The following is a 15,196-nucleotide window of genomic DNA, read 5'->3' as shown; positions in this document are numbered from 1 at the left end:
GGGCATCGTGACGGCCGCCGCGCCGATACCGAGCCAGGCCGTGAGGTCCTGACTGCGTGACAGGCGTCCCTTCTTCCTCGCTTCGCTGAGGTGCTTGTCCGTCGCCTTCTCGCTGCGTTCGCCGGTATCGGTCCCGCTCATCGGTGCACCCCCTGCATCATCCGCAGGGCGTTGGCGGCGAGGGCGTCGACGATGCCGGGGAGCACGGCGTACACGGCTCCGGCGAGCAGCAGCGTGAGCAGGATCTTCACCGGGAAGCCCATCGCGAACGCGTTCAGGGCAGGGGCGACACGGGTGATGAGCCCGAGCCCGACATCGGCGAGGAACAGCACGAGCACGAGCGGTCCGGCGATCTGCACGGCCGCCAGCACGAGCTGCGTCACCCCGTCGACGAGCAGTTCGGCAGGACCGGCCACCTGGAAGATACCGTTGACGGGCACGGCCTCGAAGCTCCGCGCGAGCCCGGCCAAAATCAGCTGGTACCCGCCCGAGGCGAACAGCAGCGTGAGCGCGGTGATGTGGAACAGCCGGGTGAACTGCGCGCCGTTGACCATCGAGTGGGGATCGAACGCCTGCGCGAGCTGGAACCCGCCGAAGACGTCGATCAGGCTTCCCGCAGCCTGGAGCGCGGAGAAGCACAGCAGCACCAGGAACCCCAGCAGGGCACCCGTGACGAGCTGCAGGACGAGCGCGCCGAGGAAGGGACCGGTGTCGAGGTTCTCGTACCCGGGGGCGACGGCGGTGCCGACGGCGAGGGAGAGCCCGATCGCGAGCATCGCCTTCACGCGCACCGGGATCGCCCCGTAGGAGAACGGCGGAGCGATCATGATGAAGGCCGTGATGCGCACCGCGGTGAGCATCGTGGCCTCCAGCCACGCGAAATCGATGGGGATGTACACGCCGTCATCCGCTCAACAGCGAGGGGATGCGGGCGAACATCTCGTTGGTGAAGGCGATCATCTCGGCGATCATCCAGTTGCCGGCGATCAACAGTGCGATGCCGACGGCGACGATCTTCGGGACGAACGACAGCGTCACCTCCTGCACCTGGGTGATGGACTGCAACAGCGAGATCGCGAAGCCGACGACGAGCGCGGTGACCAGGACGGGGGCGGCGAGCTTCGCCGCGATGATCAGTCCCTGCGTGCCGATGTCGATGACCGCCTCGGGGCTCATCGGACCCCTCCGTAACTCTCCAGGAGGGCTCTGATGATGAGCCCCCAGCCGTCGACGAGGATGAACAGCAGGATCTTGAACGGCAGCGAGATCATGACGGGCGGGAGCATCATCATGCCCATCGACATCAGCGCCGCTGCCACGACGAGGTCGATCACCAGGAACGGGATGAAGATCACGAAGCCGATGATGAACGCCGCGCGCAGCTCGGAGATCATGAACGCGGGGATGAGCGTGTACATCGGGACGCTCGAGGGGTCCTCGGGGTTGGGCTGGCCGGCCATCCGCGTCATGAGCGCGAGGTCCTCTTCGCGGGTGAAGCGGAGCATCCACTCCTGCAGGGGCAGCTGGCCCACGTCGATGGCCTGTGTGAACGAGAGCGAGCCGTCGATGTAGGGCTGCACCGCGACCGTGTTGATCTCGGTGAGCACCGGCCACATGATGAACAGCGACAGGAAGAGGGACAGCCCCGCCAGCACCTGGTTCGGGGGGATGGTCGGCAACGAGAGGGCGTTCCTGGTCATCGCCAGCACGACGAAGATCTTCGTGAACGACGACATCATCAGCAGCAACGCGGGGGCGACCGAGAGCAGCGTGATGCCCAGCAGGGTCAGGATCGACCCCGACGGACCGCCGTCGACGCCGTTGATGTCGATCGTGACGCCCTCGCCCTGATCGTCCGGGGTCACCTGTGCGTGGGCGGCCGTGCCCGTGATGAGGGTGAGGACCACGACGAGTGCGAGTGCCGCGGCGAGGATCAGCGCGATTCGTCGCAGCGCGCGCCCGTCGACGACCCCACGGGTGACGCTCATCGGGTGCGCCGGATGGCCTCGGCGGTCTGCCGCCACGTCTCGGGGGAGAGGATGGAGCCGCGCAGCGGATCGTTGCGGTGCCGCACACGGCGCTGCGGCGCCGATGACTCCGGAGGGATGTCCGTCGATTCCGTCAGGGCCGCCGCGGCCAGGATCCGGTCGAACTCCGCGGCGTCGGACGCCGCTTCCGTGGTCGCCGGCGACCATGCCGGGCGGGGTGTCTCCTCCGAGGTGTCGGTCCGCTTGACCGGCAGCCGATCGACGACGTTCACGCCGTGCTCCGTGACGCCGAGCACGTATCGGGCGTCCTCGGTCTGGATCACGACGATCTGCGCCTTCGGGCCGACTCCCTGGCGTCCGAGCACCGTGATCGCCTCACTGTCGCGACGACGGGCCTGCGTGCGCGCGACACGGCGCTGCAGGAACCACAGCACTCCGAGTACTGCGGCGAGCGAGAGCACGACCCGCAGGCCGAGCAGGAGGTCGTCCAGGGTCAGGCCTCGACGTTCTCGAGGATGCGGGTGATGCGCACCGCGTAGTCCTGATCGACCACGACGACCTCGCCATGGGCGATGACGCGTCCGTTGAGCTTGATGTCTGCGGGGGCGCCGGCGGAGCGGTCGAGCTCGACGATGCGTCCGGGTTCCAGGTCCAGCACGTCGCGCACCGCCATCCTGGTGCGGCCGATCTCGACGGTGAGCTCCATCTCGACGCCGGCGATGCGGTGCAGCCGGCGGGACGGGTTCGCGGCTCCTGCCGGCGCGCGGGTGACGACGACGGCCAGGCGTCCGACCGTGTGGTCGGCGTCGTCCTGCAGATCGAACAGCTGCACAGCCGGGTCCGCGAAGAGGGCGGAGGCATCGCCCACGGCGGCCTCGCCGAGAGCGCCGGAGCCCAGTGCGCTGGTCGCGGTCTCGAGGGCATCGCGCAACCGATCGGTGAGCGGTGTGCCGCCGAGCCCGTCGACCAGGATCTCCGGCTCGAAGAGCTGCACGGCGAGCTGGGCGCTGGCCTCGCCGACGAACTGCACGATCACGGCGTCGCCGGTGTCGCCCGAGACCTGGGAGGCGCGTGCGATGAGCGGGGAGGGCGTCGGGAGCGATGCGGCGAAGGCGGCGGCGACGGCGGACTCGTAGGTGGTGGTGCTGCTCACGCGGACTCCTCGGCGGATGCGGGATCGGGGACGGTGGTGGTGACGACACAGGCCAGCCGCGCGCCCGCGCTGCCAACGGCAGCGGTCGCGATGGTCTGATCGCCGACGGTGAGGACCATCGGACGGTCGGCGGAGTGCGGGAAGGCGATGATGTCGCCCACAGCGAGATCGAGCACCTCGCGCGGCAGCACCGTTCGGGGTGCGAGCCGCAAAGCCACCTCGACCGGTGCCACCTCGACCTGGCGGCGGATCCGGTCGGGTGCGGCAGTGCGCTCGAGGTCGGAGGGACGCACGGTGAATCCCGCGAGCACCGAGGCGGGCAGCATCACGCTCGTCGGCACCGTGCGACCAGCCAGACGCATCGAGAACCGCGCGACGATGACGGGCTCACCGGCAGCCGCGACCTGCGCGAACTGCGAGCTGTACTGGATACCGCTGAACGAGACGCCGACGGGGAGCAGACCATCGAGCGCCCCGGTGAGGTGGTCGATCGCGTCGACGATCAACGAGCGGATCAGGGCCTGCTCGATCGGGGTGAAGGTGCGGTCCTCCGAGGCGGTCGATGCCCGGCCGCCGACCATCTGCACGATCCACGCCGTCGCGGCGGAGGTGGGCAGCTGCACGATGAGGCGCTCTTCGGATTCGGGGAGCGCGCACACGATCATGGTGGTCGTGGTGGGGAGGGACTGGGCGTACTCGCCGTAGGTCATCATCCCGACGTGCTCGACCGCGATCGTGGCCCGCACGTGGATCTTCGCCGACAGCTGCGCCGACCACTGCCGCGAGAACGTCTCGAAGGCGAGTTCCAGGGCGCGGGTGTGCTCGCGGGAGAGGGTCGCGGAACGGCCGAAGTCGTACACCTCGACTTCGGGGGCCTTCGCCGTCGTCCCCGCGCGCACTTCGGAGCGCACGCTGTTATCGATCACCACGAACCGGACTATCGGGCGGTGATCGGCGTGCGTTAGGAGGAAGGGTGCTCAGGAGGCCGGCTTCCCCGCCTGGGCCTGGGGGATGAGGGCTCGCACCTCCTCGTTCGCATCGGACAGGACCACGATGTCGACCCTGCGATTCTGGGCCAGTGCGTCCGGTGCATCTCCGGCGGCGACAGGACGCGTGTCGCCGAAGCCGACCGACTTGAGATGGGCGGGGGGAAGGCCCGAGGCCTCCACGAGGTGTCGCAGCACCTGCGTCGAGCGGCCGGCGGAGAGCTCCCAGTTCGTCGGGTACGGGGCGACCGACCCACGCACGTCGGCGTGGCCCTCGACCGAGATCTCGTTGGTGGTGGTGACCAGTACGGAGCCGAGCGCATCGAGGACCAGGAGCGCCTTGTCGCTGAGCGTCGTGCTGTTCGTGTCGAAGAACGTCTCCGCGCTCACCAGCCCGATCGTGAGGCCGCGCTCGTCGATCGTGAAGGTGACATCGGCCTCGAGACCGTTGTCGGCGAGCACCTGGCGCAGACGCTCGCGAAGCGCCGAGAGCTCGTTGAACTCGGTCTGCGCGGCGGCCAGGTCGACGTCGGCGAAGTCCTCGCCCTTCTCGTCGACCAGCTCCGGGGGCACGACCACGCCCGTCGTGGCGTCGATCTCGTCGGACGGCTCCTGCCCGAAGCCCGTGGCGAGAGAAGCGCTCAGAGCCTCGAACTTCTCCTGGTCGACGGTCGACATGGCGAACAGCACGATGAACATGCACATCAGCACGGTCACCATGTCCATGTAGGACGCCATCCACCGCTCGTCCGGACCGCTGTGCTCCTCCTGCGGCACGCGGCGACGGGCACGGACGCTCATGACGCCTGCTCCGTCTCCTCGGCTGCTGAGGTGCGGGCCTTCCGGCCGGATCGGGCAGAGGGACGCTCGGACACCAGCGCTCGCAGACGCTCGTTCACGAACTGGGGCGGAGCGCCGGCCTGGACCGCGAGCATGCCCTCCATGAGCACCGTCATGCGCTCGACTTCGAGCTCGCCGAGCCGCTGCAGGCGACCGCCGATGGGCAGCCAGATGAAGTTTGCCGAGAGCAGACCCCACAGCGTCGCCACGAATGCTGTCGCGATCATCGGACCGAGGGTGTCCGGCTTGTCGAGCTTCTCGAGCACGTGCGTGAGGGAGACGACGGTGCCGATGATGCCGACCGTTGGCGCGAAGCCTCCGAGCGTCATGTAGAAGCGTGAGGCGGTGCGGTTGCGGGCGGCGGTCGAGGTGAGCTCGTCCTCCAGCAGCGTGCGCAGGTCTTCCGCGTCCGTGCCGTCGGCGATGCTCTGCAGTGCCTGGCGCAGGAACGGGTCCTTCTCGTCCCCGAGTCCCTGCTCGAGGGCGAGGAGCCCTTCGGCACGCGCCTTCTCGGCGTAGCCGACCACCGTGTCGATCATGCTCGACGCGGTGCGGCGCTCACCGCGGAACGCGCGGGGGAGCGATTTGACCGCATGCAGCGCATCGCGCATGGTGCCGCTCGCGATGCCGACGGCGATCGTGGCTCCGAAGACCAGCACCATCGGGGCGGGGATCAGCAGCGATCCGAGGGTCGCGCCCTCGAGGTTGATCATGGCGATCAGGGCGCCGAACGCGAGGATCAGTCCGAGGATGAGAGACGGATCCATCAGAGACCGACCTCAGAAGCGGGGGCCGCGGAATCGGTTCCCGCTGCGGCGATCAGGGCGGCGGCGGTTGCCAGCACCCCGGCGCGGAACCGGGTGATCTGCGCGATCACGTCATCCATCGTCTCGGTGACGACGAAGGTCGCACCGTCGACCATGATGAGCGTCGTGTCCGGCGTTGCCTGGACACGTTCGATCAGGTCGGGATTCACCGCGAACCGCGAACGGTTCAGGCGCGTGAGGACGATCATGGGCTCCATCCTGGAAAGATCCGTCCGCGTTCCGAAGAGCACAGACCCGACGGCCCGTCCTGGGCTGTCGGGGGTGACTGTCGGCCGGACGGCGTTGCGCGTTAGGCGGGCTCGCCGTCGGTGATCGACGCCAGGATTCAGCGGACTCAGCGGTCGGCGAGCAGCTGGTCGCGCACTTGGCGCCGCAGCACCTTGCCGATGAGGGACCGGGGGAGGTCGTCGACGGCCGTGATCCGTCGCGGCACCTTGTAGGGCGTGAGCCGGGTGCGGCAGAAGTCGCGCAGCGCATCGACCTCGAGAGCAGCTCCGTCGCGGAGCACCACTGCCGCGACGACCTCTTCTCCACCGTGCGGCTTGGGGAGACCGACGACCGCTGCGGCCTCGACATCGGGGTGGGCGACGAGCGCATCCTCCACCTCGCTCGGCGACACGTTGAAGCCTCCCGTGATGATGAGTTCCTTGAGCCTGTCGACGATGGTCACGAAGCCGTCGGGCGAGACCTGGGCGATGTCGCCTGTGCGGAGCCACCCGTCGGGCAGCAGCGCGTCGGCCGTCTCACCCGGACGACGCCAGTACCCCTGGAACACCTGCGCGCCGCGCAGGAGCAGTTCCCCTGGATCGCCGGCGGACAGGTCGACATCGGGGTCAGCGGGGTCCACGATCCGGATCTCCGTGCTCGGGAAGGGCACACCGACGGTGCCGGGGCGACGTGTCGGGCCCATCGGGTTGCCGAGCGCCACCGGCGAGCTCTCCGTCATGCCGTAGCCCTCGACGAGCAGGCCGCCGGTCGCCTCCTCCCAGCGTTTCACCGTCGCGACAGGGAGGCTCATCGCTCCGGAGATGGCGAAGCGCACGGTCGAGAGGTCGATGGTCCCTCGGGCGGCTGCGCGGGCGAGAGCGTCGTAGATCGGCGGCACGGCCGGAAGGAACGTGGGTGGAGTCGTCCGTGCCGCAGCCGTGACCAGGCCCAGGTCGAACGCGGGGAACAGGACCAGCCGCGCTCCGATGCTCATCGCGAAGGTCAGGCACAGAGTCATGCCGTACGCGTGGAACAGCGGCAGCACACCGTAGAAGGTCTCCTCGCCGTCGACGAGTCCGGGCACCCACGCCCGCCCCTGCATCGCATTGGCTCGGAGGTTGGAGTGGGTGAGGATCGCTCCCTTCGGGACGCCCGTCGTGCCGCTGGTGTACTGCAGGAGTGCGGTGTCGTCCAAGGTCGGCCCCGGCACTCGGCGTGAGATGCGTCGGTGCGCAGCGAGCTGCTTCCACGCGATCAGGTGCCGCGCTTTCGGGGTGCCGGTGAGCTTCGCGCGGGCCTCGCGGGCTTTGGGCAGAGGTAGACGGAGAGCGAGGCGCTTCGACAGCGGCATCGCCTCGGTGATGTCGACGCTCACGATGTGCTCGACCCTGACGTCGGCGGGGAATCCAGCGATCGTGTCGGCGGACTTGTCCCACACGACGGCGACCCGCGCCCCATGATCTTCGAACTGGTGGCGAAGCTCGCGTGCGGTGTACAGCGGGTTGTGCTCGACCACGATCGCCCCGAGCCGGAGGATCGCATAGAACGCCACGACGTGCTGCGGGGAGTTGGGCAGTACCAGGGCCACCCTGTCGCCGGCGCCGACCCCGAGCCGACGCAATCCCTCGGCGGCCCTTTCGACCTGCTCGCCGAGGTCACGGTACGACGTGACGGCACCGAAGAAGTCCAGCGCCGGTCGTCGAGAGAACGCCTTGACACTCGCGGCGAGCATCTCGGGCAGCGTCTGCGATGGTTCCTCGATCTCGGCGGGAACGCCGTCCGCATAGGAATCGAGCCAGGGACGTGCGGCGAGCGGTGATGCGGACATGTCTTCCATCCTGCCCGCGAACACTGTGTGCCGACTCCGTGCCTCAGCCGACGAACAGCAGGACGACGGAGAGGACGACCGCACAGCCTCCGACCGCGGCCAGAGTGATCCCGAGCACCTGGAAGGCATGGAGCAGCGGTCGTCGGGGCTCGAACCGCATCAGGCCGGGGTGACGCGCGCTGACGAACGCGTCGACTTCCTCACGTCCGCGCCAGTGGACGGACTCGTCGGAGCGGAGCGCTCGTTCCCGGAAATCGCCGGACGCGAACCAGCGGGCGCGTGCCCGGCCATCCTGCTCCTCGACGATGACGACCTCCTGAGGCAGCCAGGAGCCGTCATGCATCTTCACCAGGAGCACGATGACGAGCAGGGGCAGGCCGATGCCGAGCCCGATCCAGGACAAGACCTCGGCGATGGTGCCGAATGCGTCGAGGGCGTTCATCTCCGGCTCCGTTCTTCCGGATACGACAGTACCGGGGGAGCGCGGGGTGTTCGGATCAGCTGGGCCCTGGCGGAAGCCCGTGACCTATGGAAGGGGCCTCGGTGACGCCGGCTCGTGCCGTAGGGTGTGGAGCACTGCCCGCGAGCCGACGAAGAAGTGCACGCCATCCTCTTGGAGCCGAAGGGGACCGTCAACACGGGGGACGCCGGCGGGGAGATGACCTCGGAGCTCCGCGAGCTCTGACGATCGAGGTGCTCAGACCGCGTGGAGAGCAGCGGCAGCCGCATCCATCGCGTCGACGTTCAGAGCGAAGTACGCCCACTTGCCGCGCTGTTCTCGCGTGACCAGTCCCGCTTCCGCGAGCAGTTTCATGTGGTGGGACACCGTGCCCTGCGAGAGTCCCACAGGCTCGGTCAGGTCGCAGATGCACGCTTCTCCGCCAGCTCCGGCGGCGATGAGCGACAACAGTCGGACGCGCGTGGGGTCGCCAAGCGCTTTGAAGACCCGGGCAACGCGTTCCGCATCCTCGACGGTCATCGAGGGTGCTATTGGCGGAACGCAGCAGGATGTCGCTTCGATTGTCGTTGACACGCTCACGGGTCTAGTCTGCCACGTATTGACAATCTTCGATAGGTGAGCGACAGTCTTCATATTGAACTTTGTCAATGTGAGGAGATGTCATGTCTGAGCTACCTGTCGTCATCGTCGGAGCGGGTCCGCAGGGCCTCGCCGCCGCGGCGCATCTCGTCGAACGCGACGAGAACGTGATGGTGATCGAGCGTGGTGAGGGGCCTGCTGCTGCGGTTTCCGAGTGGGGACACGTGCGCCTGTTCTCGGCCTGGCCGGAGCTCGTGGACGCTGCAGCACGTCGTCTTCTTGAGACGACCGGCTGGGCTGCACCGGTGTCGGGATATCCGACCGGTGCCGACTGGGTGGACGGCTACCTGGCGCCTCTGGCGAATGCCTTGGGTGAGCGGGTCCACTACGCGACGACCGTCACCGGAGTCGCTCGTCACGGCCGTGACAAAGTCGTCGAGGGCGGTCGCAGGGGCCAGTCCTTCGTCGTGCATACGGTCAGTGCGGACGGACAGGAGTCGCGAGTTCTCGCTCGCGCTGTCATCGACGCGAGCGGCACTTGGGCTCTTCCGAATCCGGCGGGAGCGGATGGATATCCCGCCCTCGGGGAGGCCGCAGCATCGGATCTGATCTCGTACCGCATCCCGGCTGATGTGTCAGAGCTCGCGGGCTCGCACGTCGTCGTCGTGGGAGCGGGGCACTCTGCCGCGCACGCCGTCCTGAGATTGAGCGAGCTGGCACGACGGGCCCCTGGCACCCGCGTCACCTGGATTCTCCGTAGGGGGGCGGCAACGAACGTCTTCGGAGGCGGCGCCGGAGATGAGCTTCCCGAACGGGCCGCGCTCGGCTCGCGCGCGCGCAAGATGGTCGACGCGGGTGTCGTGGAGCTGGTGACCGGATTCCGGGTCGCCGCGTTCCGGCAGACCGCTGACGGGCTGACCGTGGTCGCCGAAGACGGGCGCGAGGTGGAAGGTGTCGGTCGCGTGTTCGCACTCACGGGCTTTCGGCCGGACACTGAGATGCTGCGAGAGCTCCGGATCGATCTCGATCCCGCGCTCGAGGCGGTCGCTGGCATCGCGTCCGAGATCGACCCGAACATCCACTCCTGCGGATCCGTGGGTGCCACGGGAGCGCGAGAGCTCGCGCAGCCGGAGCAGGGGTTCTTCATCATCGGCGCGAAGTCCTACGGCCGGGCGCCGACCTTCCTCGCGTTGACCGGCTTCGAGCAGGTGCGAAGTGTCGCCGCGCACCTCGTGGGAGATCATGAGGCCGCAGGGCGCAGCGAGCTCGTCCTCCCCGATACCGGCGTGTGCGGGGGATCCGGCGACTTCGACGACGACGCGGGCAGCTGCTGTGCGGCTCCCTCGGCTATCCGGATCGGCGCGCGGCCCGTCACTGTCGGCTGATTTCCGGTGGCGGAAGGGCGGGGCTCCTCAGAGGAGGCCCGCCCTTCCATGTCCAACCGACGAATCAGGTTGCCAGGGTGCCCGGCAGATGAACTCCCCGAGCAGCGATTGCGTTCTATATTTATGAATGTCAATATAGACGTATGCCGATACAAGAAGCTGAGCTTGGAATCATCGGGTCCGGCCCTGCGGGGTGCACCGCAACCGTGCCCACCACAGCCCCGGCCGCTCGGCGTCTGTCCACCTTGGATCGGTGGTTGCCGCTGTGGATCGGCCTGGCCATGGTCGGGGGTATCCTCGTCGGCCGCTTCATCCCGGGCGTCTCCGATCTCCTGGCCGGCCTCAAGCTCGGTGGGATCTCCGTTCCCATCGCGCTCGGCCTGCTCGTGATGATGTACCCGGTCCTCGCGAAGGTCCGCTACGACAAGGTCGCCGCCGTCACGGGTGACAAGAAGCTGCTCATCTCGTCGCTGGTGCTCAACTGGATCGTCGGCCCTGCGCTGATGTTCGTCCTCGCCTGGGCGTTCCTGCCCGATCTGCCCGAGTACCGCACAGGACTCATCATCGTCGGGCTCGCGCGCTGCATCGCCATGGTCGTCATCTGGAACGATCTCGCCTGCGGTGATCGCGAAGCGGCCGCAGTCCTTGTCGCCATCAACTCGGTCTTCCAGGTCGTCGCGTTCTCGCTGCTCGGCTGGTTCTACCTCACCGTGCTCCCCGGCTGGCTGGGGCTGGACTCGCAGGGGCTGGAGATCTCGGTCTGGCAGATCGCACTGAACGTGCTGATCTTCCTCGGCATCCCCCTCATCGCCGGCTTCGCCTCCCGCCTCATCGGAGAGCGTGCGAAGGGGCGCGACTGGTACGAAGACCGCTTCCTGCCGAAGATCGGTCCCTGGGCCCTCTACGGGCTGCTGTTCACCATCGTGCTGCTGTTCGCCCTCCAGGGGGAACAGGTCACCAGCCGCCCGAGGGACGTCGCCCGGATCGCGCTTCCCCTGCTCGCCTACTTCGCGGTCATGTGGTTCATCGGCCTGTTCACCGGGAAGACACTCGGACTCGGTTACGCCCGCTCTTCGACCCTGGCATTCACCGCGGCCGGCAACAACTTCGAGCTCGCCATCGCCGTCGCCATCGGCACGTTCGGAGCGACGTCCGGGCAGGCCCTCGCCGGCGTCGTCGGCCCGCTGATCGAGGTCCCGGTTCTCGTCGGGCTCGTGTACGTCTCCCTCTGGGCGGCCCGCCGCTGGTTCCACACCGACCCGTACACCGCTGAAAGGATGCCGTCATGAACGTCACCGCTGCGACCGACACTGACACCTGCAGTCCCGTCGCCACCCATGCCATCGGTCTGGAAGCAGCCTCCTCAGTGGCGGCCACCCTGAAGGCGCTGTCGGACCCGCTGCGCCTGCGGATGCTGTCGGCCATCGCCTCCGACCCGCGCGGCGAGTCCTGCGTGTGCGACCTCGCCGAGCTCGCCGATGTCTCGCAGCCGACGGTCTCCCATCACCTCAAGGTGCTCAAGGACGTCGATGTCCTCACCTCCGAACGACGCGGAACCTGGGTCTGGTACCGCATCAACCCGACCAGGCGCGGGGCCGTCACCGCATTGCTGGACTCCTTCGCCCCCGCCTCTGTCGCACCCGGAAGCATAGACGACGACGGTCCACTGCGACCGGACTTCGACGCACGGGTGACCCGTCTCGCCGAGGAGCTCGCAGCGGAAGTTCCCGAACTCGAAGCAGACGTCGTCCTCACCACCGTCCGCGAGTCCTACACCGCGCTCGCACGCACCGCACGCGTCACCTCAGCACTCGTTCCGCTGACTGAGCGCTTCGCCCGTCAACGGCTCGCGGACCTGACCCGCGACCGCGAGGCTGCAGCACCCCAGGTGCTCTTCGTCTGCGTCGCCAACGCGGGGCGCTCACAGCTCGCTGCCGCTCTCGTGAACCAGCTGGCTGCCGGAAAGGTCGTTGCACGCTCTGCGGGTTCCGCCCCCGCCGACGTCGTCCACCCGCACGTCCGCTCGCTTCTCGCAGAGATCGAAGGCGACCAGGCTGCAGAGCGCTTCCCGAAGCCGCTCACTGATGACGCCGTGCGTGCAGCCGACGTCGTCATCACCATGGGGTGCGGTGATGTCTGCCCCATCATCCCCGGCGTCCGCTATGACGACTGGGCGGTCGGAGATCCTGCCCTCGCGTCGCGCGAAGGCGTCGAAGCCATCCGCGACGACATCGCCGAACGCGTGCGTGCGCTCGTCGACGAACTCCTCAACTGACAAGACCTCTCACCTGGAGCAACCATGACTGACACGACCACCAAGCCCTCGGTCCTCTTCGTCTGCGTGCACAACGCCGGACGCTCCCAGATGGCGGCCGGTTTCCTCCGCGACATCGCAGGGGACCGCATCGACGTCCGCTCTGCCGGTTCCATGCCCGCCGACCAGATCAACCCGATCGCGGTCGAAGCTATGAGCGAGCTCGGCATAGACATCACCTCCGAGCAGCCCAAGGTGCTCACGACCGAAGCCGTGCAGGCATCTGACGTCGTCATCACGATGGGATGCGGCGACGCCTGCCCGTTCTTCCCGGGCAAGCGCTACGAGGACTGGAAGCTCGACGACCCGGCAGGCCAGGGCATCGACGCTGTCCGCCCCATCCGCGACGACATCCGCGCGCGCATCGAACAGTTGGTGAGCGAGCTCGTCTGACGTCGGGGGAGCCGCGGCGCGCTCGTGAGCATGCAGGCCGCCGCGGCTCCCCGACGGCTCAGCGCTTGAGGTTCGTCAGCTCCTGCAGCACCTCGTCGCTCGTGGTGATGATGCGGGCGTTGGCCTGGAAGCCGCGCTGCGCGACGATCAGGTTGGTGAACTCCTGCGACAGGTCGACGTTGGACATCTCGAGAGCGCCGCTGATGATGCCGCCGAGACCGTCGGAGCCCGCCTGACCGAGCGTCGGCTCTCCGGAGTTCCCGCTCGGCCGGTACTGCGAGGAGCCCGCCTTCTCGAGTCCGCCGGGGTTGACGAATCCGGCCAGCGCGACGCGGGCGAGTACCTCGGTGTCGCCGTTGCTGAACGTGCCGACCAGGCTGCCGTCGTTCATCAGCGCGTACGAGCTCAGGGTGCCGGCCGGCTTGCCGTTCTGCTCCTTGATCGCGACGTCGCTGACATCCGCGAAACCGGTGACCGCTGAGAGGTCCACCGTGACACCACCGGAGACGATGGACGAAGCTGCGCCCTGCTTGCCGTCCGTGAACGTGAGAGCGGTGTTCGTGCCGCCCGGTTCGGTGACGTTCCAGCCGGTGGCCGTGCGGGTGAAGGTGAGGCGCAGCGAGGTCGCCGTACCCTCGGCGTCGTAGGTCTTGATGTCGCGCACCAGCTGCTCGCCCACGGCGGCACCCGAGGGCAGGTTCCCCGTGACACGGGCCGTGGTGGTCGCCGCGGCGGGGCTGAGCGCGCCGACCGGAAGTCGGATGTCGCCGATGCCCTGACCGGGGACGATGACGCCGTTCTGCGCCGTCCAGCCCTGGACAAGGGCACCGTCTGCCGAGACCAGCTTGCCGCTCGCGTCGAACGAGAATCCACCGTTGCGGGTGTAGAGGGTCTCGCCGCCCGAGCGCACGACGAAGAATCCGTCTCCGGCGATCATGAGGTTGGTCGGCACGCCCGTGGGCTGCGGTGCCCCGGAGGCGAAGTTGGTGCTGATGCCGGCCACCTGCACGCCGAGGCCGACCTGGGCGGGGTTCTGACCGCCGGCGGCCTGCTGCGGCATCATCGAGTTGCGCACGAGCTGGGAGAGCGAGTCCTGGAACTGCACGGCCGAGGCCTTGAAGCCGGTCGTGTTGACGTTGGCGATGTTGTTGCCCGTGACGTCGAGCATGGTCTGGTGGGAACGCAGACCCGAGATTCCGGCGAACAGAGAGCGGAGCATGGTGATGCCTTTCTGGATGGACTGGTCAGGACTGCGGACGGGGAGCGACGGAGACGCCGGAGACGGCGTCGAGGGGGATGGAGGCCTCGCCGATGGTGACCAGCGGCACGGCGCCGGCATAGGACACCGATGTGACGATGCCCTTCTGGGTGACACCCTTCTCATCGACGTACTGCGCCTCGTGGCCGATCAATGCCGCAGCGGTCTGACGCATGCTGAGGGCGAAGCTCTCGGTCGAGGTCGCCGTGAGGGCGGTCAGCTGCTCCATGGAGGCCAACTGCGTGGTCTGCGAGATCATCTCGTTGGTGTTCATGGGCGAGCTGGGGTCCTGGTTGGTCAGCTGCGTCACCAGGAGCTTAAGGAAGACCTCGGAGTCGAGCGTCTTCTTGCGCTCGGACGCGGGTGTGGTGCTGCCGGTCTGCACTCCCGAGGGCGGGATGGTGCCGGAGATCGGTTCGACCATGGTCGTGGGTTCCTCTCGGATCAGGCGAAGATGTCGATGCCGCCGTGCGGCGAAGTCAGCGGGGAAGTCGGATCGACGGATAAAGGGTGATCCGCGGAAGGTGAGCCTCCCGGCACTGCGGTTCCGGTCGTCCCGTCACGGCCGTTCGGTGTTCCCGGTCCCGCCCGACCCTGGTCCGCCCCCGCGGTGTGCGAAGACCCACCGGCTGTACCGCCGCCGGAGCTCTGCGGGTTCGAAGCGGCGGGTCCGTCGTCCGAGCTCGACAGCAGGAGGGACGCATGGGGTGCCGCGGCGACGAGGTCGCGACGGAGGTCGACGAGGATCGCGCGCAGCGCCTCCCTGCCGAGGTCGTTCGGCGCGTGCAGCTCGATGTGGATCGCGCCCCCGGAGATGTGGGCGCGCACCGTCACGGGACCGAGGTTCTCGGGCGACACGGTGAGCGTGAGGCTGTGGTCGCCGTCCGGTGCCTGCGCGAGCGAGACGATGGGGGTCGCGATCTGGGTGAACAGCGCGGGACGGGCCGTCGCGACGACGCTCGGAGCCGCCGCAGTGGA

The 15,196-nt window shown here is 68.2% G+C and carries 20 protein-coding genes; 4 read left to right on the top strand and 16 right to left on the bottom strand.

What is annotated here, in order from left to right:
- From DSP71_RS03140 to DSP71_RS03075, 13 genes are all read right to left on the bottom strand, one after another.
- Positions 1–141, bottom strand: a 141-nt coding sequence (locus tag DSP71_RS03140) for an EscU/YscU/HrcU family type III secretion system export apparatus switch protein (protein ID WP_147251180.1), incomplete at its 3' end; no start/stop codon positions are given.
- Complete coding sequence (locus tag DSP71_RS03135) at positions 138–899, bottom strand: flagellar biosynthetic protein FliR (RefSeq protein WP_046747445.1); 762 nt, start codon at positions 897–899, stop codon at positions 138–140. The genes DSP71_RS03135 and DSP71_RS03140, both read right to left, overlap by 4 nt.
- Positions 900–903: 4 nt before the next feature.
- Positions 904–1,176, bottom strand: coding sequence for a flagellar biosynthesis protein FliQ (gene fliQ, locus DSP71_RS03130; RefSeq protein WP_017828226.1), 273 nt, complete (start codon positions 1,174–1,176; stop codon positions 904–906).
- Complete coding sequence (gene fliP / locus DSP71_RS03125) at positions 1,173–1,988, bottom strand: flagellar type III secretion system pore protein FliP (RefSeq protein ID WP_113680342.1); 816 nt, start codon at positions 1,986–1,988, stop codon at positions 1,173–1,175. The genes fliQ and fliP overlap by 4 nt, the downstream gene beginning before the upstream one ends.
- Positions 1,985–2,449, bottom strand: coding sequence for a flagellar biosynthetic protein FliO (locus DSP71_RS03120; protein WP_230977946.1), 465 nt, complete (start codon positions 2,447–2,449; stop codon positions 1,985–1,987). Before DSP71_RS03120 ends, fliP begins: the two co-directional genes overlap by 4 nt.
- Positions 2,450–2,481: 32 nt before the next feature.
- A complete protein-coding gene (fliN, locus tag DSP71_RS03115; protein WP_046747378.1) occupies positions 2,482–3,141 on the bottom strand; it encodes a flagellar motor switch protein FliN in 660 nt (219 codons plus the stop codon).
- The gene (locus tag DSP71_RS03110; protein WP_058632701.1) at positions 3,138–4,070 is read right to left on the bottom strand and encodes a flagellar motor switch protein FliM; all 933 of its coding nucleotides are present in this window, start codon (positions 4,068–4,070) and stop codon (positions 3,138–3,140) included. The genes fliN and DSP71_RS03110 overlap by 4 nt, the downstream gene beginning before the upstream one ends.
- 48 nt (positions 4,071–4,118) lie before the next feature.
- Positions 4,119–4,928, bottom strand: coding sequence for a flagellar motor protein MotB (locus DSP71_RS03105; protein WP_046747379.1), 810 nt, complete (start codon positions 4,926–4,928; stop codon positions 4,119–4,121).
- Positions 4,925–5,734, bottom strand: coding sequence for a motility protein A (locus DSP71_RS03100; protein ID WP_113680341.1), 810 nt, complete (start codon positions 5,732–5,734; stop codon positions 4,925–4,927). Before DSP71_RS03100 ends, DSP71_RS03105 begins: the two co-directional genes overlap by 4 nt.
- Positions 5,734–5,982, bottom strand: a complete 249-nt coding sequence (locus tag DSP71_RS03095; protein ID WP_113680340.1) for a flagellar FlbD family protein — start codon at positions 5,980–5,982, stop codon at positions 5,734–5,736. Before DSP71_RS03095 ends, DSP71_RS03100 begins: the two co-directional genes overlap by 1 nt.
- 146 nt (positions 5,983–6,128) lie before the next feature.
- Positions 6,129–7,829: a long-chain-fatty-acid--CoA ligase gene (locus DSP71_RS03090; protein ID WP_113680339.1), complete on the bottom strand. Its 1,701-nt coding sequence runs from the start codon at positions 7,827–7,829 to the stop codon at positions 6,129–6,131.
- 43 nt (positions 7,830–7,872) lie between these two features.
- A complete protein-coding gene (locus tag DSP71_RS03085) occupies positions 7,873–8,271 on the bottom strand; it encodes a hypothetical protein (protein WP_113680338.1) in 399 nt (132 codons plus the stop codon).
- 255 nt (positions 8,272–8,526) lie between these two features.
- Complete coding sequence (locus DSP71_RS03075; RefSeq protein ID WP_046747384.1) at positions 8,527–8,808, bottom strand: helix-turn-helix transcriptional regulator; 282 nt, start codon at positions 8,806–8,808, stop codon at positions 8,527–8,529.
- A gap of 143 nt (positions 8,809–8,951) precedes the next feature.
- On the opposite strand from DSP71_RS03075, the gene DSP71_RS03070 reads away from it, so the two are divergent.
- From DSP71_RS03070 to DSP71_RS03055, 4 genes are all read left to right on the top strand, one after another.
- Positions 8,952–10,253: an NAD(P)-binding domain-containing protein gene (locus DSP71_RS03070; protein WP_113680337.1), complete on the top strand. Its 1,302-nt coding sequence runs from the start codon at positions 8,952–8,954 to the stop codon at positions 10,251–10,253.
- A 143-nt stretch (positions 10,254–10,396) separates the two neighbouring features.
- Positions 10,397–11,542: an ACR3 family arsenite efflux transporter gene (gene arsB, locus DSP71_RS03065; protein ID WP_258546240.1), complete on the top strand. Its 1,146-nt coding sequence runs from the start codon at positions 10,397–10,399 to the stop codon at positions 11,540–11,542.
- Positions 11,539–12,528 (top strand): metalloregulator ArsR/SmtB family transcription factor, encoded by a 990-nt coding sequence (locus DSP71_RS03060; RefSeq protein ID WP_113680335.1) that lies wholly within the window; start codon positions 11,539–11,541, stop codon positions 12,526–12,528. The genes arsB and DSP71_RS03060 overlap by 4 nt, the downstream gene beginning before the upstream one ends.
- A 24-nt stretch (positions 12,529–12,552) precedes the next feature.
- Positions 12,553–12,960, top strand: a complete 408-nt coding sequence (locus DSP71_RS03055; protein WP_046747388.1) for an arsenate reductase ArsC — start codon at positions 12,553–12,555, stop codon at positions 12,958–12,960.
- Between the two features lie 58 nt (positions 12,961–13,018).
- On the opposite strand, the gene DSP71_RS03050 is transcribed toward DSP71_RS03055, so the two are convergent.
- From DSP71_RS03050 to DSP71_RS03040, 3 genes are all read right to left on the bottom strand, one after another.
- Entirely contained in the window at positions 13,019–14,179 is a 1,161-nt protein-coding gene (locus tag DSP71_RS03050) for a flagellar hook protein FlgE (RefSeq protein WP_046747389.1), read from the bottom strand.
- Positions 14,180–14,204: 25 nt separating this feature from the next.
- The gene (locus DSP71_RS03045; RefSeq protein ID WP_046747390.1) at positions 14,205–14,642 is read right to left on the bottom strand and encodes a flagellar hook assembly protein FlgD; all 438 of its coding nucleotides are present in this window, start codon (positions 14,640–14,642) and stop codon (positions 14,205–14,207) included.
- Between the two features lie 20 nt (positions 14,643–14,662).
- The coding region (locus DSP71_RS03040) for a flagellar hook-length control protein FliK (protein ID WP_147251179.1) at positions 14,663–15,196 on the bottom strand (534 nt) is incomplete at its 5' end.

Origin of the sequence: Microbacterium sp. H6 (assembly GCF_003314775.1) — a bacterium.
Taxonomy (GTDB): Bacteria; Actinomycetota; Actinomycetes; order Actinomycetales; family Microbacteriaceae; genus Microbacterium; species Microbacterium oxydans.
The sequence above is the reverse complement of the archived record's forward strand: the minus strand, read 5'-3'. Positions and strand labels throughout refer to the sequence as shown.